Raw genomic sequence first — 24,523 nt, 5'->3', positions numbered from 1 at the left:
CGCATCGCTTGATACTGCCGCAGCCCATTGATGAAACGGCGGATGAAGCGCTCATGCGCCAGCTTCTTTTTAAGGGGCTGGGGCTTGAGCTCGTTCGCCTGCCCGAGGGGAAGGCAAAGAGCCCCGACTTCAAGATACTCAAGAACGGTGAACTACTGGGCTACTGCGAGCTTAAGTCCCCGCGCGATGATCGCGTTTTCGCGTTTCCCAAGGATCTGAAGCCCGGTGAAATCCGCCAGGAAGTCCGTGAAAATCCGACCCCGCATGCGCTTGCACGTGTGATTGAAAAAGCGGCCGCCCAGTTCGATGCCGTGAATCCAGATCACGCGCAGCCCAATATCCTGGTGATTGTAAGCCACGCGCGTTTCCGCGGGCCGGTCGACCTGCACCTCGCGATCGCAGGCATCCCCACGCCGGAGGGAGGCCGTGGCTTCCTGTTAGTCGACCCGAATGAGAAGGATTTCACCAAGGCTTGGACCAAACAAAGAAAGCTGTGGCAAGACGCACGACGGATTGATTTGTTCTTCTGGATCGATGCGCACACCCGTACGGTTCGCCATATCATCAACAATGACGGCGCCCGACACAACGAAGCTTGCGATCTTATGAATATTCGCGGCTAGGGTACGAAGATAGTCTTCAACTCGGTGGCAAGAGATTGGCCGCTTTCGGTTTCCGGCACTTAGCGTTATACGAAGCCGGAAGGTGCGTTCGAACCCATTTTTGATGGCGGTCTTTTAAGAGCTATCTGCGGCCTTGCCGGGTAACAGCAGAGAGCGAACGGAGCGACGGTCAATCAACCTAGAAAATTTCTTGTAATTCTGGTGGTCCCGCTGCCACCGGCCGGCCACCACGGTTACGGGAACTAGCGCTCGCGCCGATACCGTCGTGATATCATCGAAACTCGAATTCGGGCTCCAGACGACTTGCTCTAGGATGGAAGAGGGAATCAGCGAATCTTGGGCAAGTTTGTCGGCTTGCTGCTCTCGCACATCGTCACTGATGATCTCCATGTCGTCCACGAAGGCCGTATGTCCATCGACTAGAACTTCGTAGTGGAGACAAATATGGGAGAGCTCATGGAGGAGGGTGAACCAAAAATTATCTGCCCGATCATAACGTAGCGTAAGACCAACGACGGGTGCATTGGTCGACGTGACCATCGCCGCCCCATCCAGGAACGTCCCAGGGAGCGAGGGCATCGCGATCACGGCAATGCCTAAATACGAAAGGCCGTCGAGTACACGCTTTATTCCATCGATCTTGGAGCTTAGCTTTGCAAGTTTCCGTAGGCTTGCTTGGCTGAATTGAGTTCGGTCGAATTTGTTGGCGACCTTCAATGCTTCCGCGCGCTGCAAGACAGCAGCCTGCCAAAGTAAGAGCGCGCCTTGATCAGTCTTTGAGGCCGCGCGTTGCGTACGGGTCTTGCGAAGCAGGGCCGATGGTGCAGTTTGCTGAAGGGAGGCTGGGATGAAGTGGGATATTTCGTCTCTGTCGAGCGAGAAGCCAAGCGTGTTTAAATGCCGTATCGCGCTGCCGGATATCTCGTCGACGCTTTCAGTTTTTCTCGGCCGCGCAACCAGCGAGGCGTATGGAATTCCTAACCCCTCGTGAAGCGAACGGATCATGTCGATCGACAAGCTCCGTTTCCCGGTGAGGACTTCCGATACCCGCGCTCTTGATCCAATAAACGGTTCCAGCTGACGGGGGGTGAGCCCTTTTTCTTCCATTCGAAATTTGATCGCGGCAACTGGGTCCGGTGCGTCAATCCGCGCGAACTTTTCTTCATACTGCTCGATCAGGGTTGTCAGGACTTCGATCTCGTCATCGAACTCGCCCGAATTCTTGGCCAGCAAACTAGCTAAGCGAGCCTTCGTCGCCGACAGATCGGACGCATTGCGGATCGGCTTGATGGTCACGATGCTCTATTCCAGGGTTGCGTTTGGATGCCGTGCCAGGCGGCGGATAAATCAATGGCCAACAGCATGACGACGCCGATGCGGAAATCGATCAGGGTGCGGATGCGGAGCGCCGAAGGCAGCAAGTAGAAGGCCACCCACGGCAATGCCGACACGTCGACGTGTTGGAAATCCGCAGCGAGCGCCGTCGCCGAGTCCCATTGCCCCGACTTCATCTCCGCGACCCAGGCCTTGACAGTATTATCGTAAGCAGGCGAGCCGACGAGAAACGCCGCCACCTCGGTTTGTCCCACGAATCTCATAACAATATCCTAGCTCCCATTTTGGGAGCTTTTTTGTTGACGGCAAGGATAATATGATCCACGCTCCCAATACGGGAGCATTCATATCTTGCCGGGTGCAACCCAAAAGTTTATGGAGACCGTTATGCGTCGCATTACGATACTTGGCCGAAACCTGACGGACGAAGAGATCGAGCAGATCAAGCATCTCGCCGAAGAGGCCGGCATGGCTGGTGATGAGGTGGAGGTGGTCGATGCCGTCGGCGAGCCCGATCCCGACTGCGAAGACGAGATCGTGTTGATCCTGGCCTCCGCTGACACCTGCGCCGATCTGGCTCTTGAGGCAGATCTCGCGACCACGCAGCGGGGCGGGCGCCGCGCCGTTTGCGTGTGGCCCGAAGACGCGGCGCCTGAAGCCCAGCCGTCGGACGCCATGAACAAATACGCCTACTCGATCATCCGCCTTGATGCTGAGAAATTCCGCGTCGTTGCGACGGAAGAAGATCAGCACTGTTTCGAAGGACCCAACGGTCAGCCCCTGCCCAAGCCTAAGACGGAGCGCAACCTGTGCGTCGACGAAAAAGCGAAAGCGTCATGACCCTTTTCTCCTACGTCATCGAGCACGATCTCGGCTTTGCGCCCAATCCCTTTCACGGCGTCTGCACACTTGCGTGCTGCAAGCCGCAGATCCGCAAGATCGCCAAGGTGGGCGATTACATCCTTGGCACCGGCGCCGCCGATCCGAAGCTGACTGGCCATCTCTGCTACTGGATGCGGGTCGACGAGGTGATCAACTTCGATGATTACTGGCAGGATCGCCGCTTCCGCCGCAAGAAGGCGATGATGAGTGGCTCGACTGTTCTGCGCTACGGCGACAACATCTATCACCGTGATGGCGGCGAGGAGTTCCTACAGGAGGACTCCTTTCATAGTCTTGAAGACGGTAGCCTTTCTCTCGGCGATCTCCACCGCGATACCAGCACCACCGACCAGGTGCTGATCAGCCGCGAATTCGCCTATTGGGGCCGCCTCGGCATCAAGATTCCCGATCATCTCTCTTTCGTGCTCAAGAAAGGGCCGGGGCACCGCTGTATCTTCACCGACGACCAGGTCACGCAGGTGATGGCATGGCTCCAGACCTTGCCGCAGCGCGGCTACATCGGCGAACCCGCCCATTGGCAATTTATCGGCGCGAAAAGGGCCCGCGCGAAGAAGGCCGCCAAAGCTAAGGCGGTCAGCGCATGAAGCCGGTCGATTACGCTGCTTTCGTCGAGAAGACCAAGCAGTTTGCGGGCAAGCCCGTCGATGAACAGCGATCCATCGCACTCTACGGTTTGGTGAGCGAGATCGGCTCGCTGGTCGCGGCGGTCAAGAAGAAGATCTTGTCTGAAGGCGGCGAGGGGCCGCATTGGGACCAGCCCAACGACGAGATCACGGAGGAGCTGGGCGACTCGTTCTGGTATTGCTACTCGGCCGCGCAGGTGATGAGCGGCGGCTATGTCGATATTCTTTCCCAGAACATCACGGCGATGCGCGCCGAGATCGGCGGCAGCGACGACCGCGCCCACATGATCGAGCGGTCGCTTGATCCCGCCAACCGAGAAGCCTTTCTTGACGGCGCCGCGGCATTTCCGCCCGCGGATGGCTATACCTTCGATGACTACCAGCGGCTTGCCTACAAGACCGCACGAACGGATGGCCGCGTTCTACTCGAAGTGTGCCTTGCGCTTCTCTGGCAGCACGGCGCCGAACTAATGCGCACCGTGCTGCCCGCTTCCGAAGTCGCACTGCATACGAACGTAGCGAATAGGGAATCGACCGTTATTCTTGGCGGCATCGCCTGGCACCTTTCGGCAATCGCGAGCCTTTATCACCTTTCGCTCGATGAAGTTATTGCATCCAACTGCCGGAAGGTGCAGTTCCGGTCGGAGCGCGGCGCGCCAACGCCGCTACATGATGCGGATCGCGACGCAAAGGAACAGTTCCCGCGCCAGCTCGATGTCGCCTTTGTGCGCATCGGCCCGCAGAAATCCCGGATGTATTTTGACGGCAAGCCGCTCGGCGATGATCTGACGGATAACTATTACGAGGACGACGGATATCGGTTTCACGACGCCATCCACCTCGCGTTTATCGGACATCTTGGCTGGTCTCCGGTCGTGCGCGGGTTGATGAAGCGCAAGCGCAAGAGCCGCGACGACAAGGTTGATGAGGTGGAAGATGGTGGCCGAGCCAAGGTCGTCGAGGAATTGGTGATCAAGGCCATTCACTCAGAGGGCGATCGCCAGGCCAAAGCCGCCGGCCGGTGTGTCGTGGGCACGCCGACGCGTCTGTTCCCCGAACGCACGCTCATCAATTTCAAGCTGTTAAAGACGCTCCGCGCCTATGTCGATGGCCTCGAGGTCGCCAAGAATACGTTCTGGGAATGGGAAGACGCGATCTACGACGGCTGCGATATGTTCTTCCAGCTTTCGAACGAAAAGCAGGGCACGGTGCATATTGATCTCGACCGCCGGACCCTTTCCTTTTCTCCAACCGTCTGCCCCGGCGTTCAGGGCATCAGCGTCGGCCTCGGGATGGGGTCGGCGGAATTGAGCATGCACGCAAGCGATCCGGCGCTCGGAGCTGCCGAACGGGAGTGGGCGATGCGGGATAACCGGAGCGCCGAAACCGCCGCTGCCAAGCGCGCCGTTCTCGATGCGCTGGGATTGGACTCGAACTCTACCGAGCTGTGGTCTGAAATCGAGGTGCGGCTCGGCGCCGGCAACCTCGTCTACGTCAAGGCGACAAAATCTGTTCAGCAGAGCGCATGGAAGCTGAAGGCCGTCGATTACAAAATCGCCTTCAGCCGGGATACGAACAGGGTCACCTGCACCGCGACAGCCGTTGCCGATATACACGACATGGCCACGTGATAAGGCGCCCTATCGAGCAGCGATCTTCCACTTCGGCGGATAGAACGGCTCGGGCAGGGGGCCCGTGGGTTCGTATTTCTGCTTGATGCGCGTCCTGCCCGCTACGCCCGTATAGTCGGGAAATGCCACGCGCGCGTATTTTGAAATCTCGCAAAAGAGGTTTTGGCAGTCGATAAGCTGAAGGCGGCGGCCCCAAAGGTTCGGAAAATCGATTTCGAGCTTCCCAAAATGCTCTTCCTGGTGATCGAACATGTAGCGAATCACATCGGAGGATTTCACCGTGTCTGCACCTAGGAAGCATTTCGAAATGCCGTCCAGTGCACCCGGCCCTGCCATGACGAATTCGTCTTCCCCGAAATTGTTCAGTTCACTGTAGTTAAAATCCGTAACGTATTGATAGGCGAGGAACGGTCCGATAAAGGGCACCGTTCGCAAGAGCGCGAACGCGTCCGTCATCGTTTTGCAGTCGGACAGCCTCTCCGGATACCGTTCGGCGAAAAGATGCTCGATCATCCGAAGGTGATTGCGGTGCTTGAGCTTGTGTCCGAACACGCTGCCGCCTGAAGGCATGATATACGCAGCCGAGTAGATGGTTTCGCCCGCTGCCATCCGACTCGTCAGGAGCTTGTCGTAGAGCGCAAAGTCAAACTCTTCCCACATGATCTTGCCGACGGCCGCCTCCAGATGCTGCCACGTCTCGATCTTGTTGAAGAGTTTGAAGAGGATCGTGCGAAAGAAGACGTTCCGCGCGTCAGACACCAGGTCGGGTCGGTAGATGACGTTGCGCAGGAGGTATTGGCTCACGCGGTCAGAGGCCCGATAGGCGTTCGTGAACTTGAACAGCTTCAGAACCGGATCGGTCGTGAGCGCACCGGACATCCCTTCGAGGCGACGGAAAAAGATCCGCTGCCGCTCGGCCGCGAATTTCCAATATGCGTCAAAGACCGGCGTCGTCCGCAACTGATTATTGCCGATCTTGACGACGATACCGCGGTGGCGGTCCGCTGCAGGCGGATCAAGCGGAAACCGTGGGGCGAGTTCAGTTGGCATCGTATCTCGAATCTGTGCTTCTCGGCGCTCTTGCTTTGCATAACCGTGCTTGCGCTGCCAGAGCTTCAACGCAGCCCGTGTCTTTTTTCCGTACGGCGTTGTTTTGATGCCGCGGCTCAAGTTCTTTAAAATCGCTTGGTGGTCGCAACGTGAGGACCTATGCAAAGCGCGAGAGCTAAGTTTGGCGCGCATGAAGTGATTGCACGCGCTCGATGAGCGCTTCGGTTTTGTCCAGCCACTGGGGCGTGTTGCCTCGGCCATCAGTTCGGCGCCCCTGTCCAGACCCGCGACGATGTCTTCTTCATCGAAGAATGTTACGAAGTCTTCACGCCATATCGTGAATACGAAGCAGTGGTCGATGCATTCGCAGACCGTCGCAATCTGGGCGGATCGATTGTCCATCGCCGCTCGTGTCCCCGAAGGAGAAATGAAAATCGTCGAGCCAATATCGGTTAGCGGCTGTGGAGTGTCGCATAGAACCGCTTTTGAGCTCCAGGCGTTGGCTCGTACTTGAAGCAATCCTGATAGTTTTCGATCGCCTGCATCACGCCTAGCAGAGCGGGAGCGGAGAATGCTGTGGTTTGCCCGGTCGCCCAATGGGATACGAAGTTGCCGATGATAGTGGCCGAGTGCATTTGCAAGGCCTGCTTCTGGGCCGGTTCAAGGATAAGGCTGCCGGCCCGATCCTCAAGCTCCACCGCCGCCTTGATGGCGTTCAGGTATTCGCCCGGTGTCCGCTTGTCGTCGCCAAACGCGAGATCCGGCGGCACGGGAATGCGGCACTTGTCGATAACCGTTTGTAGGACGTATTCGAGGTATTGCCGCAGCCGGGGCGCAGCATCGTCCACGCGTCCTTGGTGCAGTAGGGTGTTCGTCGCATCGCGCACCTTGTTGACCGCGCCCGACTGCAGAAGCACGGCCGTGTGCGCCGTTCCTTCGAGCCGTTGATGCGACCAGTCCGGCGAGCCGGAGTGCTTGTTGAACAGCTTCTCCAGCAACGTATCGTGGCTCAGCAAGATCACTTGTGGCCCGTCCGCCTGAAGAGGCCGCGCAAAGCGCGTTCGGATGACTTCGACAAGGTGATGCTGGTGCCCGGCATCGAAGCTCGATGTCACATCGTCCAGCACCATGAAACGCGGCGCGCCGCCGTAGAGGGAGGCAGCCGCCAGGTAAACGGAAACGGCAAATGCGTTCCGGTAGCTTTCCGACAGCAGTGCTTGCGCCGAAACGTCGTGAAGGGTCCAAAAGGTTGCCAAGCCGATCGTGAGATCTTCCGTTCCCGACGGTTTGCGAAGGATCGGCGTTACGGGGCTGAACATGATTTGATGGAACAGGTCCTGGCACAGCGGTTCAACCGTTGCGAGACGGATCGCGGCCATTCCGGACTCGGCCTGCGCAAACACCGCGCTCGCCTGGTCGAGGAAGGATTTCAGCCGTGCGGTGCGTTGCCCGCGCGCGGCGAGCTCGGTTGCCTCCCTTCCGGCTGACTCGAGAGCGGCCCAGTTTGTCTGCAGCCGCTGCGCCGCTTCAATGGCCCGTGTAACTGTTACCAGCGAGGGCGGCATCTTTTTCGAAAGGGTGGCACTTTCGGCTGCGAGCCTTTCTATCTCCGCTTCCGCCTTGGCCCGCATCGTCGCGATGTGTGATGCGAGGGCAGTGATTTCCGCGCTCGCGATGGTCCCTTCCTCGCCGGAACGTTTCAGACGCGCGAGAAGGAGGGCCTCGTCCTCCCCGAGCACGAGCTTTTCGAGCGCATCCAGGTCTGACCAGCCTTTGGCTGCCCATTCCGTAGCCACGGCCGTGGTTGCCGTTTCAACAGCATCATATTGGCCGAGCTTCTCACGCACGTGGTCGAGCACCGAGGTGTCGTGTTGCACACCGCAGGTCGGGCAGAGGTTCGGTGACGCCCATTCTGCTCCAGACATAACTTCGTCGCTGACCTTGTAGAGCCGCTGCAGTGGCTCTCCCGCAGTCCCAGCAAGGGCATCCTCGCGCGTGCGCGCAAGGCCGTGCAGTATCTCGGCGTCGCTGTTGGTGGGCGTGGCTTTATTCGCCGTCTTCCATCGCTCTTCGGTTTGAATGAGGGAGGCGAGGCGCGCCTTACCGGGACCGCCTTCAGCGGCGTTCACGGCCGCGTGGCAATCGGCGCCGCTGATCTGCATGAAGGTTTTACCGTCGCAGTGCGGCGACAAGGTTGGTATGGCCGCCAAGGCTGCGTGGCAGCGCGCTTGCGAATCGGCGGCAGGCGCCTGCGGCACGATTTTTTCAAGGACGAGGGCTTCGTAGTCCGTCTCAATGGCTTTTCGCGCCGCGACGATGGACCGGTCGGCAGCGACCTTCTTGGCAGCTTGCGCGCTTGTATCGAAGTGCGAGTTGAAGGACCGCGTGTGGCTTAGCTGCTGGAGCTGCTGGCGAAGGGTGGAATAGCGGGCAAGACCCAGCAGACCCGAAAAGGAGCGGCCCCGGTTTAACGCCGTCTCATCCATGAAGTTTTGAAACGTTTGTCCATCGAGAAGGACGAATTCGCGGTTGAGCTCGGCGAGAAGGCCTTCGGCATCTGGGTGGCCAGACACACTCCTTTGGCCCGCTGCGTTGCGGGTGACAATTATCGTTACGGCGGCTCCGCCATTGTCGGGCCGCAGGGTCAACTTGACCGTGCCGAGGCCGGCCGGGTGAAACCGGTTCAGATAGTAGTCTTGCGGCCGTTCGGCTTGGAGCAGCCGGTCCAGCTTGTCGATCTTGCCCCGGAAGGCAAAGCTCAACGCATCGTAGATCGAGCTCTTGCCGACACCGTTTGGCGCGGTAACGGAGCTGACGCAATTGGGCTTGAATTTCAGCGCGAGGGGCGCGCCTTCGTTGTTGATGCCGCGAAAACCTTCGATCTCCAGCCCCTCGAGAAACCATTGGATTGGCGCGGCGGCCGTCGTAGCCGGGCTCGGCGACGGCGAAGCGGGCTGGCTGGGGGCGGCGCTGGGCGCCGCGGTGGCGGGCGGGCTCGAGAGAGCTGCCTCAAGGGCGTCGAGCAAGTTGCCCTTGTCTTGCTCAGCGTTGGACAAGGCGGGGAGCGCGCCCGCTAGAATGGGACCGGCGACCGCGTCCAGCTTTGCGAGCTCTGCTGAGAAATCCGTGACGTTTTGATCGAAGGTGGACGTATCGCTAAATGCAAATGGAATGGTTGTCGGCATCGTTTCCTCCCCGTGCCAAAGGTATCACGCGACAGCGCAAATCTCACCAGATTTGCGCGGTGAGCATGCAATAAAAGTTTGGACAACCGGAGCAGTCGATCATCGCATCTTGCTTATGCGGACTTCGACGTTGAGCCCGTATCCTCAATTCTGATGGCCGCCTTAAGATTACGATTTCGGACAACGGCGTTGTTGGAGAGTCGGCTTGGCGTTGCCGGCGGTAGACTGGCGGCGCAGCACGACGTCAGGATGCTACGACTGCCATTCCAAAAAAAATCTCGCGCGTTCAAAAGCAGGGTAGAACCGTTCGCGGCTTCCCAGACCATCATCCAGCCCTTCGTTCCGTCTCCGCCGAGCTCTCCAGTAGCGGCATATCGAGGCTTGGAATCTCCGGCATGGCTTTGCCGGCAATCGCCTGCAGGTCGCCGACCATTCCCACTGTAGACTCTATCACGGACAGGATTTGCGTCTCGCGCTTGGCCCACTGCCTGCCCATAAACTTGCGCTCCTTGTCGAGGTCCTCGCGCATGTCGTTGAATTTCTCAACAACAGCTTCCACCCTCTGCCGGAACTTGATGCCGGTTAGATACTGATAGACCTGTTCCATCTTGGTCTGTTGTCCTTGCTGCGCTAGGCGCGACCCACTGACCTCGATAAGGGTCTGCCGAAGAGCAACAGCAACCGGGAGAGCATAGCGCGGATGAGCGACCCATACCCCGTCGACTAGATCAAAATGCTCGATATGCTTCGGAAGAGCCTGGGAAATGATAAGGGCAACGTCGGCCCCACAACGCCGCTGGTCGTCGCGCAACTTCGCCAACCACCCATCGCTCCACGCTTTGGTGCGTTTGGACTCCCAAAGGATGATGCCGGCGGCTTGGCCGATCGAACCATTGACTTGCTGGACAACATCGGCACCCAGCTCGCCTTTGCCGACAGCCTCGACCAAGTCGCTCGGAAAACGCCCACGCAGCAGTACCTCGAGCTCAAGCTCAAGCACTTCGCCCTGTGACTGCTGAGAGCCTTGCTCGGCTTTGCGCTTCAGTTCCTCGATCGTGCGAGCCATCGACTCGATCGTCTGATCTTTTTCCGCGACGCGCAGCCGAGCGGCTTCATCAGCTTCCTGGCGGGCTTTGATCTGAATTTGATCGATCGACGCTTGAACGCGTTTTTCGACAGTCAGATCGAGTTCGCGCTTTTCTTCATCTAGGGCACGCTGCCGACGCATCAGCTCCGCCTGTTGTTGCTGTGCCTCGGCAAGCTTGGCATTGTTGACCTCCAAGGTTCTTCGGAGCTCGATGGCCTCGGCTTCCTTTGCGAGGAGGTCAGCGGCCGCCGCCTCGCGGGCCTTCTTGGCTTCCGCAGCGACCAGTTGGCCGCGCTCGGCGGCCAGGCGGTTCGAAACCTGTTCCTCAACCTGCTCCCGGTCCCTGGCGAGCTGCTCACGCTCCAGCCGCAGCGCCTCGGTCTTGCGCGAAACCTCAGCATCTTTGCTGGCCAACTGTTCCTGGAAGCGTTGCCGGGTCTCAGCCAGAAGCGGAGCCGCAAGAGATTCGGTTAGCGGAATTTCGTGGTTGCAGTTGGGGCATCGAAGGATGGGCTCATGAACGGCGCCGGCCGCGGTCGCTCTGAAACTCATGAGTCGTCTCCTTAGTGGCTCCCTGCAGGCTTGCCGGAACTAAAGGTGATCCGGCGAGCCGACACGCATGCGGCTGTACCGCGATTTCCACATCCCGGTCGAAGGTTGTGAGCACCGGCATCGGCTTTTCCACCGAAACCAGCTTGAAATGCCGCGGCGATATTCCTCGGGGACATCATGTGCGGCCTAAGGCTAGGGCTGGTTGGCGTTTGGAGGCCATGTATCGCCGTCAACAACAAATGGATTTTTGCAGCGATGAGATGGGCGATCACGAGCGCAGCTGCCGATCTCACGCATCGAGGCAGCGAGTTTGTCCGTGTTGCTGCCAGCCGAAGCACGGATTCCGTGCGCACTAGAACAAAAAGTGAACTCGGTGTCAATCTCTTAACATCGGAACGACGGCAAAAACGAAAGCCATGACCTCGGCAACGCATCCATCGGAAGAGCGACTGAACAGAGTGGTCGACAGGCGCCTTCGGAGCGCGCGGACGGTCGAGGCCAGTGGCTCTGTGTTCAACAGAATTCTTCATGATGTGCGGGAAATGCCATTGTCTGTTGGCGCAATGTCATGAAGATGTTCAACTATAGATGGTACCGTCGACCGTCCATTTTTGCTAATTGATATATTTCGAAAGCTCATTGAGGAGACGTGGCAGTGTTGTCATTCATATTGAGTGCGTGTCGCATTAGCCTTTCGCGGTCCAAGCGCGAACGAACGTCGCAGCGCGCTGCACTGATCGTGGCAATCGCCTCTACGATGTTCGGTGCCATGATCGACAGCGCTCGCTCCGGCCCGCTCGAAGACCTCGTGAATACCAAATATCCTGCCATCACCGCGGATCAACAGAGTCAGCGCGCAATCAAGACCGCTCTCGATGCGCTTCGCTCGACTGCCGATGTCAACGTCGGCATCGGTGTAGCGTTTGACGACCTTCGCGCTTTGGTGCTCGCGCATTCCGAGGTTCAAGCCGCTGGCATCACCGAAATCAAGCTGTCTGGAGACAATGACGTCCTCGACATTTCCATGACCCTCGATCGCATTGTCGATGGCAAGATCATCCCGGACAGCCGCCCCTCACTGAAAGCTCTGTTCGTCAAGCTGCATCCCCATGTGGTTGGACGTATCTCGTTCGGTATCGCCGTCGAAAGCGCGACCGAAGGCGCGACAAAGGATCAGGTTACCGCGATCGCGTTCCGGCTTCTGCCTGTGTTCCGCAATATCAAGGTCGACAAAATCACCGTGGATACTGGTGAACTCGGTCAACTTCTCGGAAAAGATACGGCCGATATGACCGGAGCGGCCGACTCCATCGTCAGCTGGCTAAATGGTTATGCGGATCGGATTTCCGGAGGATTGAGCCATCTTGAATTTACGCGGATCTCCGTTCCGATCAGTCCTCTCCCCGCGGAGTCGGCAAATCACTCCTTCCAGGCCTCAACCTCAGGCCAAATGAAAATCGAGGTGAAAGTCACCGGCAACCCCATTTCCTCTCCCGCTCGCGTCGCGGCCATCGCATGGTTGATTGATCGCAACCGGATCATCGGGGTTGTCAAACTGGCGTTCCCCACCGATCCTAAGCCTTCGTCAGGTCCTCAAACTGGCGGAGCCGGGTTCAAGGATATGAAAGAGCTCGTGGACCAGCGAGTAAAGGATGGTCTCGGCATCGCCGACTGGCCCAAGCACACTACGGTGGCTGTGTCCAAATCGCTCATCGCCATCATCTTAAATTCTGCATTCCTGCAATCCCACCTTTGTCTGACAGCTGCTACCGACATCCCGAAGCAGGAGTTCGAGAAAAAAGTTAATCTCCCGTCGGCGAGCCTCATCGATTGCACCCCCTCGAAGCGTTGCGATCAGCCTCACGACGAGCGTAGCTGCGGCGGATGTATTAGTCGCCCCTTGGTCGGTGGCTGTTGGATCCACACCAACGATCCCGTATGCGAGGCCGCAAAAGCTACTCAAAACTCAATTTACGCTGCTAACAAGGCGGCTTGCGAGACGGAGAAAACGACCCTGAAGCTCGCGTGTGAAGGCGGCAAAGGTGTTGTCGATGCAATCGCGCATACTGGAAACTTCGCGAATATCGATGGCAGCTTCGGTACCGGTTCGACCTCGCTGACGGCTTGTGTCCAAAGCGCGGCATTCGCCCCAAAGCTCGATAGCGCCAAGTTATCGCTTTTGCTCGGAGGGCAGGGAAGTGCTGATACCCATATTCACTTCACGCCCCTAGACATCGTAGGACACCTTGCCTGTCAGGCTCCATGGGGCCAAAGCAAACGCGTCTCTGTCACTCTGCCGAACCAGAACCTCGACGTGACCGCGGAGGCTCATCACACCAAGGCCGAGGATGGCAGTTTGGGGTATGATTTGAAGCTGCGAACGTCTGGTCTCGTCGCGCAAATGCGTCCCGCTCCGCGTGATATCATTTTGTCGAGCTATAAGATGGATATCGCTTGCGCTCCGATTGCCCCCTTGGTGAACACTGTCGGTTTCAGCGCCGCACCCTTTATTCCGGAACTTCGCGGCGAGCTCCGCATTCCCGATCAGGAGCTGTCCTTGCACTACAATGTGCGCCCGGTCCTCTTGAAGGCGGGGCAAACACCCGTAACTTTGCGCTTTTCCGATAATGGGACCGCCCTTGCCGGAACAGCCGAAATCTCTCACTAGAAGTTCAGCGGCAATCAGCTCTCACGTCGGCGGGGATCATGTGACCCAGGCTCAAATCGGAAAAATCTGGTTCGTCGTGAGCGCGGTGCTGCTTTACTACGCGCTCAATACGTGGATCGTGGTTCAGGGCGGCAATGAGATTTTCGGAGCAAAGCTTGTCGTTTCCAACAAGGCCTCTGCCGCCATGATCGCGATTCCGATCTGCGCAATATTGTTGTTCGCCGTATCGTGTATCGGTCGCTTTTTTGCGTTACGCGGCGGCCCTCTCTGGCATCGACGCATTCCAATTGTCGGTTTCGACGACATCGATACCGGTTCGCGCGAAGGCAGGATTTATCAAGGTACCATGCTTTCGATATTCTCAATCATCCCGGCGATCGCGTTGATCTTCTTTTGGCACGCATTTGTCACGGCAACAGTGATGATGAACGACGGCAGTAAAAAGCCCGTCGGACTCTTCGATTGGACTGTGCTCGCCAAGACAATTAACGATCCGGCCCGCATTTGCACCGATTTTATGAAAGACCTTCCGGATCCCTGTGTTGCAAACGGCACCGTACTTCCCGGATTAGAGCCGACCGTGTTCGCTGTTCTAACGTTGATGGCCATAGTTGCGCTCGTTGCGCATTGGATTGCAGTGCTCGGATCGAGCCAATCGGTTGAGGTGCAAGCGGCACCAACCCCAAAGCCGAGTAATGAGAAACCAGATAGCCGCACGCCAGCGAGAGACTTTTCGACCGTTGAGGCTTGATCTTCTCGTCGCGTTCCGAATCCTTCGTTGCGCGCTCCTCGGAAGGAAAAGTTAATAGGCACTCGAGGGCAATGCCCGGTGGCGCTCTATCCGGCCTCGTAGGAGAGCGACGACGTTGTTTGACCCTATTGAAGAACCTTCGACCTGATTGCGAGCGCGATAGAGATGGACACGATGGGAAATCGGCCTGAGACGATCCACATGGGTTGCCGGAACCGTGCTTTCGCCATTCGATCTCAGTCGCCGAACACCCCCAGGCCTTCCGTTGGAAGATCGGCCAGTAGCGCTCGGCGAATTTGCGGTCGAAGCCGGCATTGTGGGCGATGACGATCACTGCATCGTCGGCGAATGACGATAGCGAACGCGACAGGGACATGCCATGTTCCGCCGGCAGTTGCGCCTGACCAGGCGCTATCCAGTGACTCAGGACCGGTCGCTCGAATGGCCAGGAAGTTGAAGACCTACCAGACCTCGCTTGGCTTCTTCGATCAGGCGATCGCAGCCCCGTCGATGAAGGCTGCGCTGGAGGCGTGGGGCGCGGACCATCAGGGCGCGGCAAAGCAGAGCGACGATCCGGACGTGATCGCCGCGACCATGGCCAAGCCAGGCGTCGTCCTGAAGAGACCCGTCGGGTCGAAGGGGCCGTTCAGCGAGCATCCCGGTCTGCCCACCGAACTCGGTCGCGGCGGCAAGCCGTCCGGAACGGCCCGCAAAGCACCGGCTCGAAAGCCCGCGAAGAGCGCCGGCCGGCCCGTCGATTCCGCGGCGGAGCGGAAGGCCACGGCCGTCTACGAACGCGACGAGAAGCGACGCGAGCGGGACCGGCGGAGGCTGCCGCGCAGAGGGAGCGCGAGCGCCGGCAGAAGGTCATCGACAAGGCGCAGGCTGCGTTCGACGCGCCGAGGGCGAGCACGCCGACCGGATCGCCGCGATCGAGGCCGACCGCGAGGCCATCGATAAGAAGTTGGAGGCCGAGAACGCCCGCTGGGACAAGGAGCGGGCGCGGCTGCAGGCGGCCCTGAAGCGCGCGCGGCTACGGCGCCTCGCGCCAAACCAAGTGGTAACCAGGCGAGTCCTTGCCGAAAAATTTTCGGCCGCCCCCTTGAAACTTTTTTCGGCCTTCCAAATTTTTTTGGCGTCGCCATCACGGCGATCGGGATGCCCTCGGGGTCCCGCAAATGAGACGGGCGCCCGGACGGTGTCCGAGCCTGCTCGTACCCATCTTGCTCCAAGGAGGATTTGGATATGAGGTATGATTGGACTCCCCTCTGGAGGTCGACCATCGGATTCGACCGCCTTTTTGACGTCCTCGACGAGGTCCAGCGGACCGCCGAAGAGAGCTATCCCCCCTACAACATCGAACGTCTCGACGAGAACCGCTTCCAGATCTCGGTGGCGCTCGCCGGATTTACCCCGGAAGAGGTCGCACTGACGGTCGAGCAGAACGTCCTGACCCTCGAGGGCCGCAAGAACGAGAAGGACGAGAAGACCTTCCTGCATCGCGGCATCTCGGCGCGCAATTTCAAGCGCCAGTTCACGCTCGCCGACCACGTCGAGGTCAAAGGCGCCCGCTTCGAAAACGGACTGCTCATCATCGAGCTGCAGCGGGAGATCCCCGAGGCGATGAAGCCGCGCCGGATTGCGATCAACGGCGCCGTGCCCAGCAACGTGACCCAGATCGAATCCCGGGCTGCCTGACCGGTCCGGAATTGAACCTGTCCGCCGCGCAGATCCGCGCGGCGGACACTGCAACTCGTCCTAAATCAGGAGGCGACCATGCGGCCGACGACCGCGTCCGACGACAACATTGTCGATTTCAACTCTTTTCTTCATCCCGGCACGGCGTTCGAGCATCCGCGGGACGTGGTCGCTCACGCGGGTCTCAGCCTTTCCGAGAAGCGCGCCATCTTGGCCTCTTGGGCATCGGATGCGTCGGCGATCGCATCTTGCCCATCGCTCCGAGCCCCTGAAGGGCTGAAGGCGCCAGTGACCATCGACGAGATCCTGGAAACGCTCTGCGCGCTGGACGAAGGCCCGCGGCACCCGCCCGGCGGCAAGCCGATGCGCTTGCGGTCCATCGCGCGATGCGCCGCTGCCTAGGAGGGAAAGCCATGGAAGAACTCAATTTGCCGCGTCACGTCATCGAGACGCTGGAGAAGAGGTGGGCGCGAAAGCTTCAGCACGAGTCCGTCGCGTGGCAGGCCACCAAATCACCGGCGCCGCGTCGCAGGACGGAGACTGGGATTCCGGTCGAGCACCGTTCACGACGGCCGCGCTTTTCGGCCGCTCACGCGAGCATATCATGATCCGGCAACAGACAGAGCAGCCGGTGAAAAGACGGCGGCGCGTCCGGCAGACCGTGCCGCTGGAAGAGCGCCTCGCGCAGCAAGCCAGGAACGATCGCGATCACGCTCGGAAGTTGCTGCCTGGCCGAGAGCGGGACGAGTTGCTGCGCCATGCAAGACGCGCCGAAAGCGCGTCTTGCATGGCCGAGTGGCTTACTTCCACGAGCAGGAAGACTGGAAAATAACGGCAGCCGTGTGCAGTGGCCGCGGAGCCCACGCACCGAGGCCGCCTTTCTCGCCCGTCGCCTGTTGGTCGCGCTGCTATTGCCAAGTCCGAGCCGGGATGTAGAGTTGAGAGATTATTAATACGCTTAAATTCGACACCGGAGCGATTGCGTTACGATAGTTCTTTCTACTGGGGGGTCCCCATGTTCGATCGTGCTACAACCGCGCTTTTGCGCGCGGTCCTGGACGAGGTCTGCGAAAGCGTTTCCCGGACCGAGACCGGCGCCCGTACCCACGTGGCTTCGAAAATCCTGGAAGCCGCGACCAGAGGCGACACATCTCCGGACCACCTCAAGCAGGTCGGTCGCCAAGCTCTCTCGCAAGCGCCGACCATGTGGCGCTGACCGGCCGAGGGGGTGGAGGTGAATTTCCAGGTCACGGTGCTCAAGATCCTGGTGAGCTACCCGGGTGGATTTGCCCTGATGGCTGACCTCAAGCGTGACATGGCCATCCTGGCGACCAGCGGCCAGGACTGGGCCGACCGCACCAAGCGGTTGGCTGCACGCGTGCCAGACCTTGACATCTTTTCGCAAGGCCTCGTCGTGCGCGAAGACGGCGGCTGGAAGATCACCGCCAAGGGGCGCCTCGTCCTGGAATCCATGGAAGCGCGCCCGCGCGCTGACCAGGCGATGGAGGCGGTGCCGGCCGAAAAGGTCGATGCGCCAGTGCCTCCGCTGCCGCAGCCCGCCGAGCGGGCGAGGCTACGACGCGAGCGTCGTGAGCGTCGGCGCGAGGCGCGCGAACGCGCACGGGCGAATGCGTCCTAGTCTGCGTGGCAGCGCCCCTTCATAAGAAGGCTGCCAAATCCAGGCCGTAGCTCAACGTGGCGACGAGGGAGAGCAGCAGTCCCAGGCCGCAGAAGATCGCGACGGACTTGAACTCGTCGACGTCGGCGTTCGAGCGGACCGCGTGGGTTAGGATCTTTGCCTCTGCGTCCATCTTTTCGATCCCTTCAGGTTGAGCGGGCGCGGGCATCGTAGCAAACCTCGCTGGCGGGGCGCGTGAACTGGATCTCACATCGTTGGCCAGCGCGTAGGTCCGCAGCGCGGCGACGATCGCTGATGCGGAGTGGATCCCGTCCCCCGCAGCGCCTTGCGCTCCGACAGAGGTCGTCGACCTTCGGCCGCCCGAACCGCTGTTGCAGCGCAGCTACGCGAAGCGACGATCGTGTCGACGGCTGGCGGGCCCGGCCGTGCGCCGCCTGCGCTACTTCGCATTGATCGCTGCATCGATGGTGTGAGTGGCCGGCTGGCGCCTCGCCCGCCGCGGCATCAGCCAGGAACGAAGCCATCGTGGTCCGGTCGACTTCGAAAGACCACCTCGAGGAGGTCAACATGGCCATGGAAGATCGCGAGACGTTCAGCCTGATCGGAAGCGACAAGGTCGAGGGCACGAACGTGTACGGGGCCGACGGGGAAAAGGTCGGTTCCATCGAACGCGTCATGATCGACAAGGTCAGCGGCAAGGTATCGTACGCGGTGCTCAGCTTCGGCGGCCTGCTCGGCATCGGCGATGACCACTATCCGCTGCCTTGGCAGACGCTGAAATACGACACCAACCTCGGCGGCTACGACGTCACCGGCATCACCCAGGACCAGCTCCGTGGTGCACCCAAATACGCCGACGAGAGCAGCTGGAATTGGAGCGATCTCGCTACCACGCGCTCTGTGAATGCCTACTACGGGGTGCCAGTGGCTTGAGGCGGCACGGCGCTGTGGTGCTTGATCCGCCTTGAGGGCGGAGCTCGCTCCTTCCGGGGAGGCCTGCGCCATCCCGCGAGACGACCTGCCTGGGTCGCCGAGGAGACTTGAAAGTGAGCAATGCCGTTCGTGTTCTCGTCGTGCAGGATGAAGCTCTGATCTGCAGCTTCATCGAGGACGCCTTGTCGGACGGCGGTCTCGCGGCCTGCTCGGTCCATTCGGGGGAGGCCCTGTCCACCTTTCGCGACGGCCGGGAGCGGTGTCGGGCGCTGCTGACGGACATCAATCTCGGTGGTGGCATCAGCGGATGGGAGTTGGCACGGCAGATCAGGGAAATCACGCCCGGCTTTCCTGTTCTCTACATGACGAGCGCCAGCGCGCCGGACTGGAAATCGCAGGGCGTTGATGGCAGCGTCTTGATCGAGAAGCCCTTTGCGCCGGCGCAATTGGCTGCCGCCGTCTCGCAGCTACTCGATACGGGTGCCTCGCCGGGTGACCCGGGATCGTTGTGAACCTCCGATCCTTCGATCGAGCCCGCAACAGCAGCTAGCCCCGGGGGAGGTCGGCCTGATCGAGAGAGACGCGCGCTTGTAGGGCCGGCCGGGCGGGATTGGAACCAACGGGTTCGTAGAGCGTCGAATCCCTGCCTCCGGTACACCCCAAAAGCCCCAAATCGGAGGAAAACCTACCCACTAGGTTGGCGGTCCTAATGCGCATTATAGCGCAAGGACCGTTTGCGCCCGGAGGAGGGAGCAATGAGTAATCGCACATCGGACGGTGGATGCCGACTGCGGCCGAACCGGAAGCTCGAAAGGTCTTTAGAGACGCGGATGCCAAGGTAGCAGTGTCCGAATATGAACGCGCCCAGCAGGCGTTCCATGCAAACCGGGAGCGCCTGAAGGCGGAGCGGATGGCTCGCGAGGCAGCGAAACAGAAGCCAAGGACCTAGTTGTAGGCAATCGCCCGCAATGCTTGGATTTTGCGCCAGCCGGCCTCACCGGCAGGCTTGACGAGCGCGTGCCGCTACTAAGGACGACACGCGGCGCGCTACGGCCATCAGCCCTCGCGCGTTAGCGATCAATGATCTGAAGGTGGGCACGTCGGGGATGACGCGGATTTCCTGTCGTCGTTCCCGGTTATCGATCTTGAAGAAGGCGCGCAGGAGCGGGGATGCTTGAAGGTCCAATAGGTTGCATCGCCCTTGCGACGGTGACGCGCGGGTGGGCACACTGCGAGATCGGCAATCTGCGCGCGGTTGGGATCCCATGAACAGGCTTTACCCGCTGGTTCTGGAGCACCGGCTTCCAAGCTCGGTCCGGTACTGCATCTCCGCGTGCATCATGGTGGTGTGCGCCGTGCTGCAGATGGCGCTTCAGATACAGACCGGGGCGGCTGGATATTTCCTGCTGTTGCCTGGCGTGTTTCTCTCGGGCCTGATCTTCGATCGCGGCTCCGGAATATTCGCGGCAATCATCGGCATCGGCGTGGGCGCCTACCTCAGCTACGCAGGCGGCTTCGGCATTAATTTCTTCGCGACGAATGCACTGTTCGCGATCACCGCCGCGGGGACGGCCATCGTCGCCGAATTCCAGCGCGCGGAGCTCCGCCAGGTAATGCTGGCGGACAAGACCAAGACTGTGCTGCTGCAGGAGATGGCGCACCGGACGAAGAACAACCTCGCGATCCTTGGCGGGATGATCCGGCTGGAAGCAAGGCATGGCGGTCCGGAGGTCTCGGCCGCGCTGGAGGCCACGGCGCGCCGGCTCCAGGTGATGGCCGAGGTCTATGACCATCTCGCGCTCAATGAGGAACCGCGCTCGGTCAACATGCGCTACTTCCTGAACGACGTGGTCGAGAAGGTCTTCCAGTCCTTGGCTCCGTCCGGGCCGGTCGCCTTCCAGGTGCTCTGCGAGGACATTCTCCTGCCGAACAACCACGCGCTCGCGATCGGCATGATCGCGAACGAATTGGTCACGAACTCGCTGAAGTACGCCTTTCCTGGCGACAGGCCGGGAAACGTCGTTGTCTCTTTGTCGAAAGGCGACGGCATAGAGCTGTCGGCGTCCGACAACGGCATCGGCCTTCGGGCCGGCACCGACCCGGGTGGACTGGGTTCGCGGATCGCCCAGCTCCTTACCCAACAGCTCGAGGGCGAAATCGCGTACGAACGGCTGGAGCCGGGTCTGCGCGTCCGGGTGCGCGCGCATCCGCGTTAGCGCAATTTGGCCATCTATCGGATGCCCCGAGGCGATGGAGCAGAGATTTCAGCAAAGGCGAAATTTCCTCTCGATGCGGTCCGGAGGACGCTTGCCAGATTGGTTGGCGGCGTGAGCAGGATGCCGGCCATCATGAGCGGGTATCAGACGGCGTTCCGCTATCGTCTGATGATCTCCCGAGGCGCGCCGCCGCGTTGACAGTGGCGCGATTTTGCCTGTCCTCTGGGCTGAGCTCCATCACCGCCCGAAGGAGTTCGGCCGGGATGGTGAGCGGGCTGTCGAGCGGTTTCTCCGCCCACTGCCAGAACCGATCGAAGGCGTCCATTAGAGGTCCTCCCGAAGTCCCTTGAAGAACGGGTGGCGGACCTTTCCTTCCGCTGATTTGGCGCGATACTCGATCTCGGCCAGAAGCTTCGGCTCGACCCAGATGCCCTTGTGCACGATGCGCTTGGTGTAGGGCTGCGTCTTGCGGATCAGCGGCTTCAATCGCTTCTGCAACTCGGCGGCTGAGACCTTGTCGAATCCGTAGTCGACCTTGCCGGGCATAGACCAGGTCCTCGCCCTTGCGCCGGCCGAGATAGACGCCGTCCCACTTGCCTTCGTCAAGGGCGAAGCCGGCGATGGTCAGGGTCTCGCGCTGCGCGCAAGTCTTCTTGACCCAGTTGTTGCGGCGGCCGCTGGCGTAGGTGCCGTCGCGGACCTTCGAAACGACGCCTTCCAATCCGATCTTGCAGGCTGCGCGAACATTTCGTGCCCCTCGATTTCGAAGCTTTCGCTGAACTGGACATCGGTGCCGGCGGGATAGAAGCCGCAGCGCCATTGTCATGGGTCGCGCTCGCCGGATTGCCAGCGCGCAGGCCAGATACACGACAGCCGAGCCCGTCGAGCTGGGCCAGACACTGACGGGAGCGCAACCACGTTCGTGGTGAGCTCTTAGCTAGTGTTTCTGACCGCCTCAGCCAAAATCGCGTAAAGCTGCTGCCTGCTGAATTCCTTGGGCTGCTGCCTCTCTGCTGTACTCAAGGACACCTTCTGCGCGACTGGACGGGCGCAGGCTGCCGACGACGGCCTCAGCTTCGGGGCCGGTCTTATCTTGGGCCGTGCTGTGGGCGGCTTGTGGCCGCGCTTCAGACTCAGACGGGTCAGCATGCCGCAGACCGCGTTACGACTGCACCCGAGACGGCGCGCAATCTGCGCCGCGCTCTGTCCTGCGGACCAGAGCTTTTTGAGAAGCGCTATGTCTTTCGTATCCCAGCCCATGGCAGATATTATAGCGCCGACTGCCAGACACGGGCTAGTCTAGTCTTCGTCCGGCTCGCGCACGACCGCTGGTTCGTCAGCATCATCTTCCTCATCGTCGTCTTCGTCCCCCTCGTCTTCATCGGGATCCCGGGGCGGCATCGCGATGCCCATAAGCATGAGCGGTGTCCAGCCGATCGCTGTGGTGGAAAATGCTTTGAAGCTGTGTTGCTTCATGTCGTTGCTGCTCCTCGAAAAGCACGCGCCGGTCGAATATTCCTGACGGGCGGCACGCGCATGTCCAAGACGCGATCGTGCAAGCGCGAGGGTGACATCAGGTCGATTACAAGAGCAAGGCGGGACACCCGCCACGCCACTGGTGACGTTTGCCGCTACTTCATGCCTGAAGACCCACTAGGCTCTATGTTCACCAAAACCTCGCCGGTCGTGACTTCGGGAACCCCAAGATCGAGGTCATGTAAACTCGCCTGAACAAACGCCAGTATCTTGGCGTTCGCTGCGTTGGCGCTTTCGCGGTCGTCAAATATCATCACGGCGATACCGACACCGTCGCCCGCATCCAGCACATGGTAAGATCTGAATCCCTGCGATTGCCTTAGGATCTCACCGACGCCGCTCTTGGCGCGACGAGCGGCGTCCGCTACCGAACGAACCTTGGCATACTTGCGAATGACCATGTACATGGGGCCACCACGCGCCACACGCCCCCTCGCATCAAAGCATATCGGTCCCTGTCGGACTAGGGCCAACTCGCGAGATGGGCCACAGTGTCCGGTTGGGCGGACCGCGCAACGCGCCTTTTCCAATGAGCCATCCTCGCCCAAGTGGGGGCGAGGTGCTAAGGCTCAGGAGCCCTCGAACTTGAACGATACGTTGAGCTTGGCGCGATAGGCTTCGACTTTTCCCTTGTCATCCAGTTGCATGTCGAGCTTGACGACCTCTGCAATGCGAAGATCTCGGAGCGATTTTGCAGCTTGCTCGACCGCATTGGCGGCCGCCTTCTCCCATGAGTCGGTGCTGGTACCGACCAGTTCAATGACCTTGTAGACGCTATCGGGCATGTCGTCCTCCTATCGGTAGGAGCAGGAAATCTAGCATCACGATCTCGACGCTGACACGTCTCGGGACGCCACCGAAATGGTCCGATTGGCTGTCGGGTTCCTGTTTGACCAAAAGAAGAAGTCGGGCGGCGCCCTCCGGGGATTCGTTCGCATTTCAGCCCCCAGGACGCTCACATGGAATCTCCTTCCCGCCAGTTAGCTTCAGCATATATTTTTGCCGGCCGCGGTCGTCTTGCCGCTGTTCTGACCCATGAAGCGCTGGCATCACATCGGCATCAGCAGCATGGTTATCGCCATGGGTCTGGTATGTGCCGATGCCCTGGTGGTCAATCAATCACGCGTGCCGTCAGAAGCCATAGCGTCATCGTAATACGGACTCCGGAGCTTATGGAACATGGCCACGAGAACGTTGAAAGCGTGCAAGGCGTCGGCGGTGGAGCGTCAGCGCTGCGCCGACTCGCGCAAGCGCGACCGCGAGCCGCTTTCATAGAAGACTTCTAGCTCGTGCTCTTGCAGGCTTTCAGCCAGCGCCTTCGTGAGCTCACGCCTTTTCCCGGCGAAGGACAAGGCGACGTCACACTTCGAGCGGAACTCGATGGAAATGAAGCCCGACCTCCTTAACGAATTTGCTCCATTGCAAATTTCGCATGAAGTACATGAACTTCGGATCCTCAACCGCGAAGACACGTGTGTAGGGATCGCAGTGAAAAATTCTGAAGGTCTCTGTCTTCCCTCAAGAATGACTTCAGCTAGGCCCCTTATCGATGACATGGCCGAGCGAACCGCGGATTTTGGAGTTACTCGCGATCACGTCGTCAACCTTGCACGTCCACTCGTTGACGTAGCTAGGTAGCGGAGTAAGTGGAGGTAAGGTGCGCTACCTCTTCGTCGCAAGCGTTTACGCCTACGGCGTCGAGATCAATCCACGAGCTGTTGCAACTATCCAGCGGTTGCCCCAACGCACGATAGAATCGATTCGCCCGATGCCGGGGATCACGTCCCCCCGTGCTGCCATTCGAATCCCATCGGGCCCTTCGAGCACCGCCGTTCCGCCGCGAACGTCAAGGACTGCCCACCCCCCAATAGTCGTTGGTCTTGTCTCCGGGACCGACAGGAGCGGCCCCGCAGGCTCGAGCGAGCCGGTCACAGCCATGTCCGCCTCGACAACCGAAGAAGCTGGGTTCGAAGCTTCCGTCGATTGCGCCCCACTCGACGCTTTGGCCAGAGGCTTCGGAGCAAGGCTCGCGCTGACTGTGGAGGGCTGACCTAAACCGGGCGGTGTTCGCGAGCTTGATGCTGTTGCTATCT

The 24,523-nt window shown here is 59.9% G+C and carries 25 protein-coding genes and 2 pseudogenes; 13 read left to right on the top strand and 14 right to left on the bottom strand.

Going from position 1 to position 24,523, the window contains the following annotated elements:
* Window positions 1-737 precede the first annotated feature (737 nt).
* Together ACP2YP_RS35345 and ACP2YP_RS35340 are read right to left on the bottom strand one after the other, a co-directional pair.
* Window positions 738-1,919, bottom strand: a complete 1,182-nt coding sequence (locus ACP2YP_RS35345) for an ImmA/IrrE family metallo-endopeptidase (RefSeq protein WP_426420940.1) — start codon at window positions 1,917-1,919, stop codon at window positions 738-740.
* Window positions 1,916-2,197: a hypothetical protein gene (locus ACP2YP_RS35340; protein WP_426420939.1), complete on the bottom strand. Its 282-nt coding sequence runs from the start codon at window positions 2,195-2,197 to the stop codon at window positions 1,916-1,918. Before ACP2YP_RS35340 ends, ACP2YP_RS35345 begins: the two co-directional genes overlap by 4 nt.
* 148 nt (window positions 2,198-2,345) lie before the next feature.
* Here ACP2YP_RS35340 and ACP2YP_RS35335 point away from each other — a divergent pair, with 148 nt between their 5' ends.
* From ACP2YP_RS35335 to ACP2YP_RS35325, 3 genes are read left to right on the top strand one after another with little or no spacing between them, the layout of a single operon-like run.
* Window positions 2,346-2,798, top strand: a complete 453-nt coding sequence (locus ACP2YP_RS35335; RefSeq protein WP_426420938.1) for a hypothetical protein — start codon at window positions 2,346-2,348, stop codon at window positions 2,796-2,798.
* A complete protein-coding gene (locus tag ACP2YP_RS35330; protein ID WP_426420937.1) occupies window positions 2,795-3,445 on the top strand; it encodes a hypothetical protein in 651 nt (216 codons plus the stop codon). The genes ACP2YP_RS35335 and ACP2YP_RS35330 overlap by 4 nt, the downstream gene beginning before the upstream one ends.
* Window positions 3,442-5,115, top strand: coding sequence for a hypothetical protein (locus tag ACP2YP_RS35325; RefSeq protein ID WP_426420936.1), 1,674 nt, complete (start codon window positions 3,442-3,444; stop codon window positions 5,113-5,115). Before ACP2YP_RS35330 ends, ACP2YP_RS35325 begins: the two co-directional genes overlap by 4 nt.
* 9 nt (window positions 5,116-5,124) lie before the next feature.
* Here the strand turns inward: ACP2YP_RS35325 and ACP2YP_RS35320 are convergent, their stop codons facing one another.
* From ACP2YP_RS35320 to ACP2YP_RS35310, 3 genes are all read right to left on the bottom strand, one after another.
* A complete protein-coding gene (locus tag ACP2YP_RS35320) occupies window positions 5,125-6,567 on the bottom strand; it encodes a nucleotide kinase domain-containing protein (RefSeq protein ID WP_426420935.1) in 1,443 nt (480 codons plus the stop codon).
* Between the two features lie 50 nt (window positions 6,568-6,617).
* Window positions 6,618-9,350, bottom strand: a complete 2,733-nt coding sequence (locus ACP2YP_RS35315; protein ID WP_426420934.1) for an AAA family ATPase — start codon at window positions 9,348-9,350, stop codon at window positions 6,618-6,620.
* Window positions 9,351-9,675: 325 nt separating this feature from the next.
* Window positions 9,676-10,989, bottom strand: a complete 1,314-nt coding sequence (locus tag ACP2YP_RS35310) for a DUF2130 domain-containing protein (RefSeq protein WP_426420933.1) — start codon at window positions 10,987-10,989, stop codon at window positions 9,676-9,678.
* 655 nt (window positions 10,990-11,644) lie between these two features.
* Here ACP2YP_RS35310 and ACP2YP_RS35305 point away from each other — a divergent pair.
* Both ACP2YP_RS35305 and ACP2YP_RS35300 read left to right on the top strand, forming a co-directional pair.
* Window positions 11,645-13,657, top strand: a complete 2,013-nt coding sequence (locus ACP2YP_RS35305; protein WP_426420932.1) for a hypothetical protein — start codon at window positions 11,645-11,647, stop codon at window positions 13,655-13,657.
* Window positions 13,658-13,697: 40 nt separating this feature from the next.
* Window positions 13,698-14,408: a hypothetical protein gene (locus tag ACP2YP_RS35300; RefSeq protein WP_426426481.1), complete on the top strand. Its 711-nt coding sequence runs from the start codon at window positions 13,698-13,700 to the stop codon at window positions 14,406-14,408.
* 214 nt (window positions 14,409-14,622) lie between these two features.
* Here ACP2YP_RS35300 and ACP2YP_RS35295 read toward each other — a convergent pair.
* Window positions 14,623-14,757: pseudogene (locus ACP2YP_RS35295) on the bottom strand (3'-5' exonuclease); the annotation flags it as partial.
* 92 nt (window positions 14,758-14,849) lie between these two features.
* On the opposite strand from ACP2YP_RS35295, the gene ACP2YP_RS35290 reads away from it, so the two are divergent.
* The 3 genes from ACP2YP_RS35290 (at window position 14,850) to ACP2YP_RS35280 (ending at window position 16,508) form a co-directional block, all read left to right on the top strand.
* A complete protein-coding gene (locus ACP2YP_RS35290; protein WP_426420931.1) occupies window positions 14,850-15,368 on the top strand; it encodes a cell envelope biogenesis protein TolA in 519 nt (172 codons plus the stop codon).
* A gap of 285 nt (window positions 15,369-15,653) precedes the next feature.
* On the top strand, window positions 15,654-16,106 hold the full coding sequence (locus ACP2YP_RS35285; protein ID WP_426420930.1) for an Hsp20 family protein: 453 nt from the start codon (window positions 15,654-15,656) through the stop codon (window positions 16,104-16,106).
* A gap of 78 nt (window positions 16,107-16,184) precedes the next feature.
* The gene (locus ACP2YP_RS35280; RefSeq protein ID WP_426420929.1) at window positions 16,185-16,508 is read left to right on the top strand and encodes a hypothetical protein; all 324 of its coding nucleotides are present in this window, start codon (window positions 16,185-16,187) and stop codon (window positions 16,506-16,508) included.
* Between the two features lie 187 nt (window positions 16,509-16,695).
* Here the strand turns inward: ACP2YP_RS35280 and ACP2YP_RS35275 are convergent, their stop codons facing one another.
* Window positions 16,696-16,866, bottom strand: coding sequence for a hypothetical protein (locus ACP2YP_RS35275; RefSeq protein ID WP_426420928.1), 171 nt, complete (start codon window positions 16,864-16,866; stop codon window positions 16,696-16,698).
* Between the two features lie 255 nt (window positions 16,867-17,121).
* On the opposite strand from ACP2YP_RS35275, the gene ACP2YP_RS35270 reads away from it, so the two are divergent.
* Window positions 17,122-17,322 (top strand): hypothetical protein, encoded by a 201-nt coding sequence (locus tag ACP2YP_RS35270; RefSeq protein WP_426420927.1) that lies wholly within the window; start codon window positions 17,122-17,124, stop codon window positions 17,320-17,322.
* 18 nt (window positions 17,323-17,340) lie between these two features.
* Complete coding sequence (locus ACP2YP_RS35265) at window positions 17,341-17,745, top strand: hypothetical protein (RefSeq protein ID WP_426420926.1); 405 nt, start codon at window positions 17,341-17,343, stop codon at window positions 17,743-17,745.
* Window positions 17,746-17,764: 19 nt separating this feature from the next.
* On the opposite strand, the gene ACP2YP_RS35260 is transcribed toward ACP2YP_RS35265, so the two are convergent.
* Window positions 17,765-17,953: a hypothetical protein gene (locus tag ACP2YP_RS35260; protein WP_426420925.1), complete on the bottom strand. Its 189-nt coding sequence runs from the start codon at window positions 17,951-17,953 to the stop codon at window positions 17,765-17,767.
* 359 nt (window positions 17,954-18,312) lie between these two features.
* Between ACP2YP_RS35260 and ACP2YP_RS35255 the strand changes: the two genes are divergently transcribed.
* The 3 genes from ACP2YP_RS35255 (at window position 18,313) to ACP2YP_RS35245 (ending at window position 20,894) form a co-directional block, all read left to right on the top strand.
* Window positions 18,313-18,678 carry a PRC-barrel domain-containing protein gene (locus tag ACP2YP_RS35255; protein ID WP_426420924.1) on the top strand — a complete coding sequence of 122 codons (366 nt, stop codon included), beginning with the start codon at window positions 18,313-18,315 and terminating at the stop codon, window positions 18,676-18,678.
* A 113-nt stretch (window positions 18,679-18,791) separates the two neighbouring features.
* Window positions 18,792-19,190, top strand: a complete 399-nt coding sequence (locus ACP2YP_RS35250; protein WP_426420923.1) for a response regulator — start codon at window positions 18,792-18,794, stop codon at window positions 19,188-19,190.
* Window positions 19,191-20,042: 852 nt separating this feature from the next.
* The gene (locus ACP2YP_RS35245; RefSeq protein ID WP_426426387.1) at window positions 20,043-20,894 is read left to right on the top strand and encodes a sensor histidine kinase; all 852 of its coding nucleotides are present in this window, start codon (window positions 20,043-20,045) and stop codon (window positions 20,892-20,894) included.
* A 130-nt stretch (window positions 20,895-21,024) separates the two neighbouring features.
* Here the strand turns inward: ACP2YP_RS35245 and ACP2YP_RS35240 are convergent, their stop codons facing one another.
* From ACP2YP_RS35240 to ACP2YP_RS35215, 6 genes and pseudogenes are all read right to left on the bottom strand, one after another.
* Entirely contained in the window at window positions 21,025-21,219 is a 195-nt protein-coding gene (locus ACP2YP_RS35240) for a hypothetical protein (RefSeq protein WP_426420922.1), read from the bottom strand.
* Window positions 21,219-21,692: pseudogene (locus ACP2YP_RS35235) on the bottom strand (DNA ligase); the annotation flags it as partial. The gene ACP2YP_RS35240 and the pseudogene ACP2YP_RS35235, both read right to left, overlap by 1 nt.
* 135 nt (window positions 21,693-21,827) lie before the next feature.
* Entirely contained in the window at window positions 21,828-22,154 is a 327-nt protein-coding gene (locus ACP2YP_RS35230; protein ID WP_426420921.1) for a GcrA family cell cycle regulator, read from the bottom strand.
* A 39-nt stretch (window positions 22,155-22,193) separates the two neighbouring features.
* Window positions 22,194-22,370, bottom strand: a complete 177-nt coding sequence (locus tag ACP2YP_RS35225) for a hypothetical protein (protein ID WP_426420920.1) — start codon at window positions 22,368-22,370, stop codon at window positions 22,194-22,196.
* 155 nt (window positions 22,371-22,525) lie between these two features.
* Entirely contained in the window at window positions 22,526-22,837 is a 312-nt protein-coding gene (locus ACP2YP_RS35220; RefSeq protein WP_426420919.1) for a hypothetical protein, read from the bottom strand.
* A 162-nt stretch (window positions 22,838-22,999) separates the two neighbouring features.
* Complete coding sequence (locus ACP2YP_RS35215; RefSeq protein ID WP_027529685.1) at window positions 23,000-23,215, bottom strand: dodecin family protein; 216 nt, start codon at window positions 23,213-23,215, stop codon at window positions 23,000-23,002.
* Window positions 23,216-24,523 lie beyond the last annotated feature (1,308 nt).

This window comes from Bradyrhizobium genosp. A, assembly GCF_049949275.1.
Taxonomy (GTDB): Bacteria; Pseudomonadota; Alphaproteobacteria; order Rhizobiales; family Xanthobacteraceae; genus Bradyrhizobium.
Note: the sequence above shows the minus strand (reverse complement) of the source record. Positions and strands in the feature narration are given on the sequence as shown.

Bases quoted from the DNA above. Each gene is read 5' to 3' on its own strand.
- ACP2YP_RS35325 (WP_426420936.1), top strand. From the start codon at position 3,442: ATGAAGCCGGTCGATTACGCTGCTTTCGTCGAGAAGACCAAGCAGTTT.
- ACP2YP_RS35270 (WP_426420927.1), top strand. From the start codon at position 17,122: ATGTTCGATCGTGCTACAACCGCGCTTTTGCGCGCGGTCCTGGACGAG.
- ACP2YP_RS35275 (WP_426420928.1), bottom strand. From the start codon at position 16,866: ATGGCGCAGCAACTCGTCCCGCTCTCGGCCAGGCAGCAACTTCCGAGC.
- ACP2YP_RS35230 (WP_426420921.1), bottom strand. From the start codon at position 22,154: ATGGGCTGGGATACGAAAGACATAGCGCTTCTCAAAAAGCTCTGGTCC.
- ACP2YP_RS35315 (WP_426420934.1), bottom strand. From the start codon at position 9,350: ATGCCGACAACCATTCCATTTGCATTTAGCGATACGTCCACCTTCGAT.
- ACP2YP_RS35220 (WP_426420919.1), bottom strand. From the start codon at position 22,837: ATGTACATGGTCATTCGCAAGTATGCCAAGGTTCGTTCGGTAGCGGAC.
- ACP2YP_RS35330 (WP_426420937.1), top strand. From the start codon at position 2,795: ATGACCCTTTTCTCCTACGTCATCGAGCACGATCTCGGCTTTGCGCCC.
- ACP2YP_RS35215 (WP_027529685.1), bottom strand. From the start codon at position 23,215: ATGCCCGATAGCGTCTACAAGGTCATTGAACTGGTCGGTACCAGCACC.
- ACP2YP_RS35255 (WP_426420924.1), top strand. From the start codon at position 18,313: ATGGCCATGGAAGATCGCGAGACGTTCAGCCTGATCGGAAGCGACAAG.
- ACP2YP_RS35225 (WP_426420920.1), bottom strand. From the start codon at position 22,370: ATGAAGCAACACAGCTTCAAAGCATTTTCCACCACAGCGATCGGCTGG.
- ACP2YP_RS35290 (WP_426420931.1), top strand. From the start codon at position 14,850: ATGGCCAGGAAGTTGAAGACCTACCAGACCTCGCTTGGCTTCTTCGAT.
- ACP2YP_RS35280 (WP_426420929.1), top strand. From the start codon at position 16,185: ATGCGGCCGACGACCGCGTCCGACGACAACATTGTCGATTTCAACTCT.
- ACP2YP_RS35260 (WP_426420925.1), bottom strand. From the start codon at position 17,953: ATGCCCGCGCCCGCTCAACCTGAAGGGATCGAAAAGATGGACGCAGAG.
- ACP2YP_RS35320 (WP_426420935.1), bottom strand. From the start codon at position 6,567: ATGGACAATCGATCCGCCCAGATTGCGACGGTCTGCGAATGCATCGAC.
- ACP2YP_RS35245 (WP_426426387.1), top strand. From the start codon at position 20,043: ATGGCGCTTCAGATACAGACCGGGGCGGCTGGATATTTCCTGCTGTTG.
- ACP2YP_RS35335 (WP_426420938.1), top strand. From the start codon at position 2,346: ATGCGTCGCATTACGATACTTGGCCGAAACCTGACGGACGAAGAGATC.
- ACP2YP_RS35310 (WP_426420933.1), bottom strand. From the start codon at position 10,989: ATGAGTTTCAGAGCGACCGCGGCCGGCGCCGTTCATGAGCCCATCCTT.
- ACP2YP_RS35240 (WP_426420922.1), bottom strand. From the start codon at position 21,219: ATGGACGCCTTCGATCGGTTCTGGCAGTGGGCGGAGAAACCGCTCGAC.
- ACP2YP_RS35285 (WP_426420930.1), top strand. From the start codon at position 15,654: ATGAGGTATGATTGGACTCCCCTCTGGAGGTCGACCATCGGATTCGAC.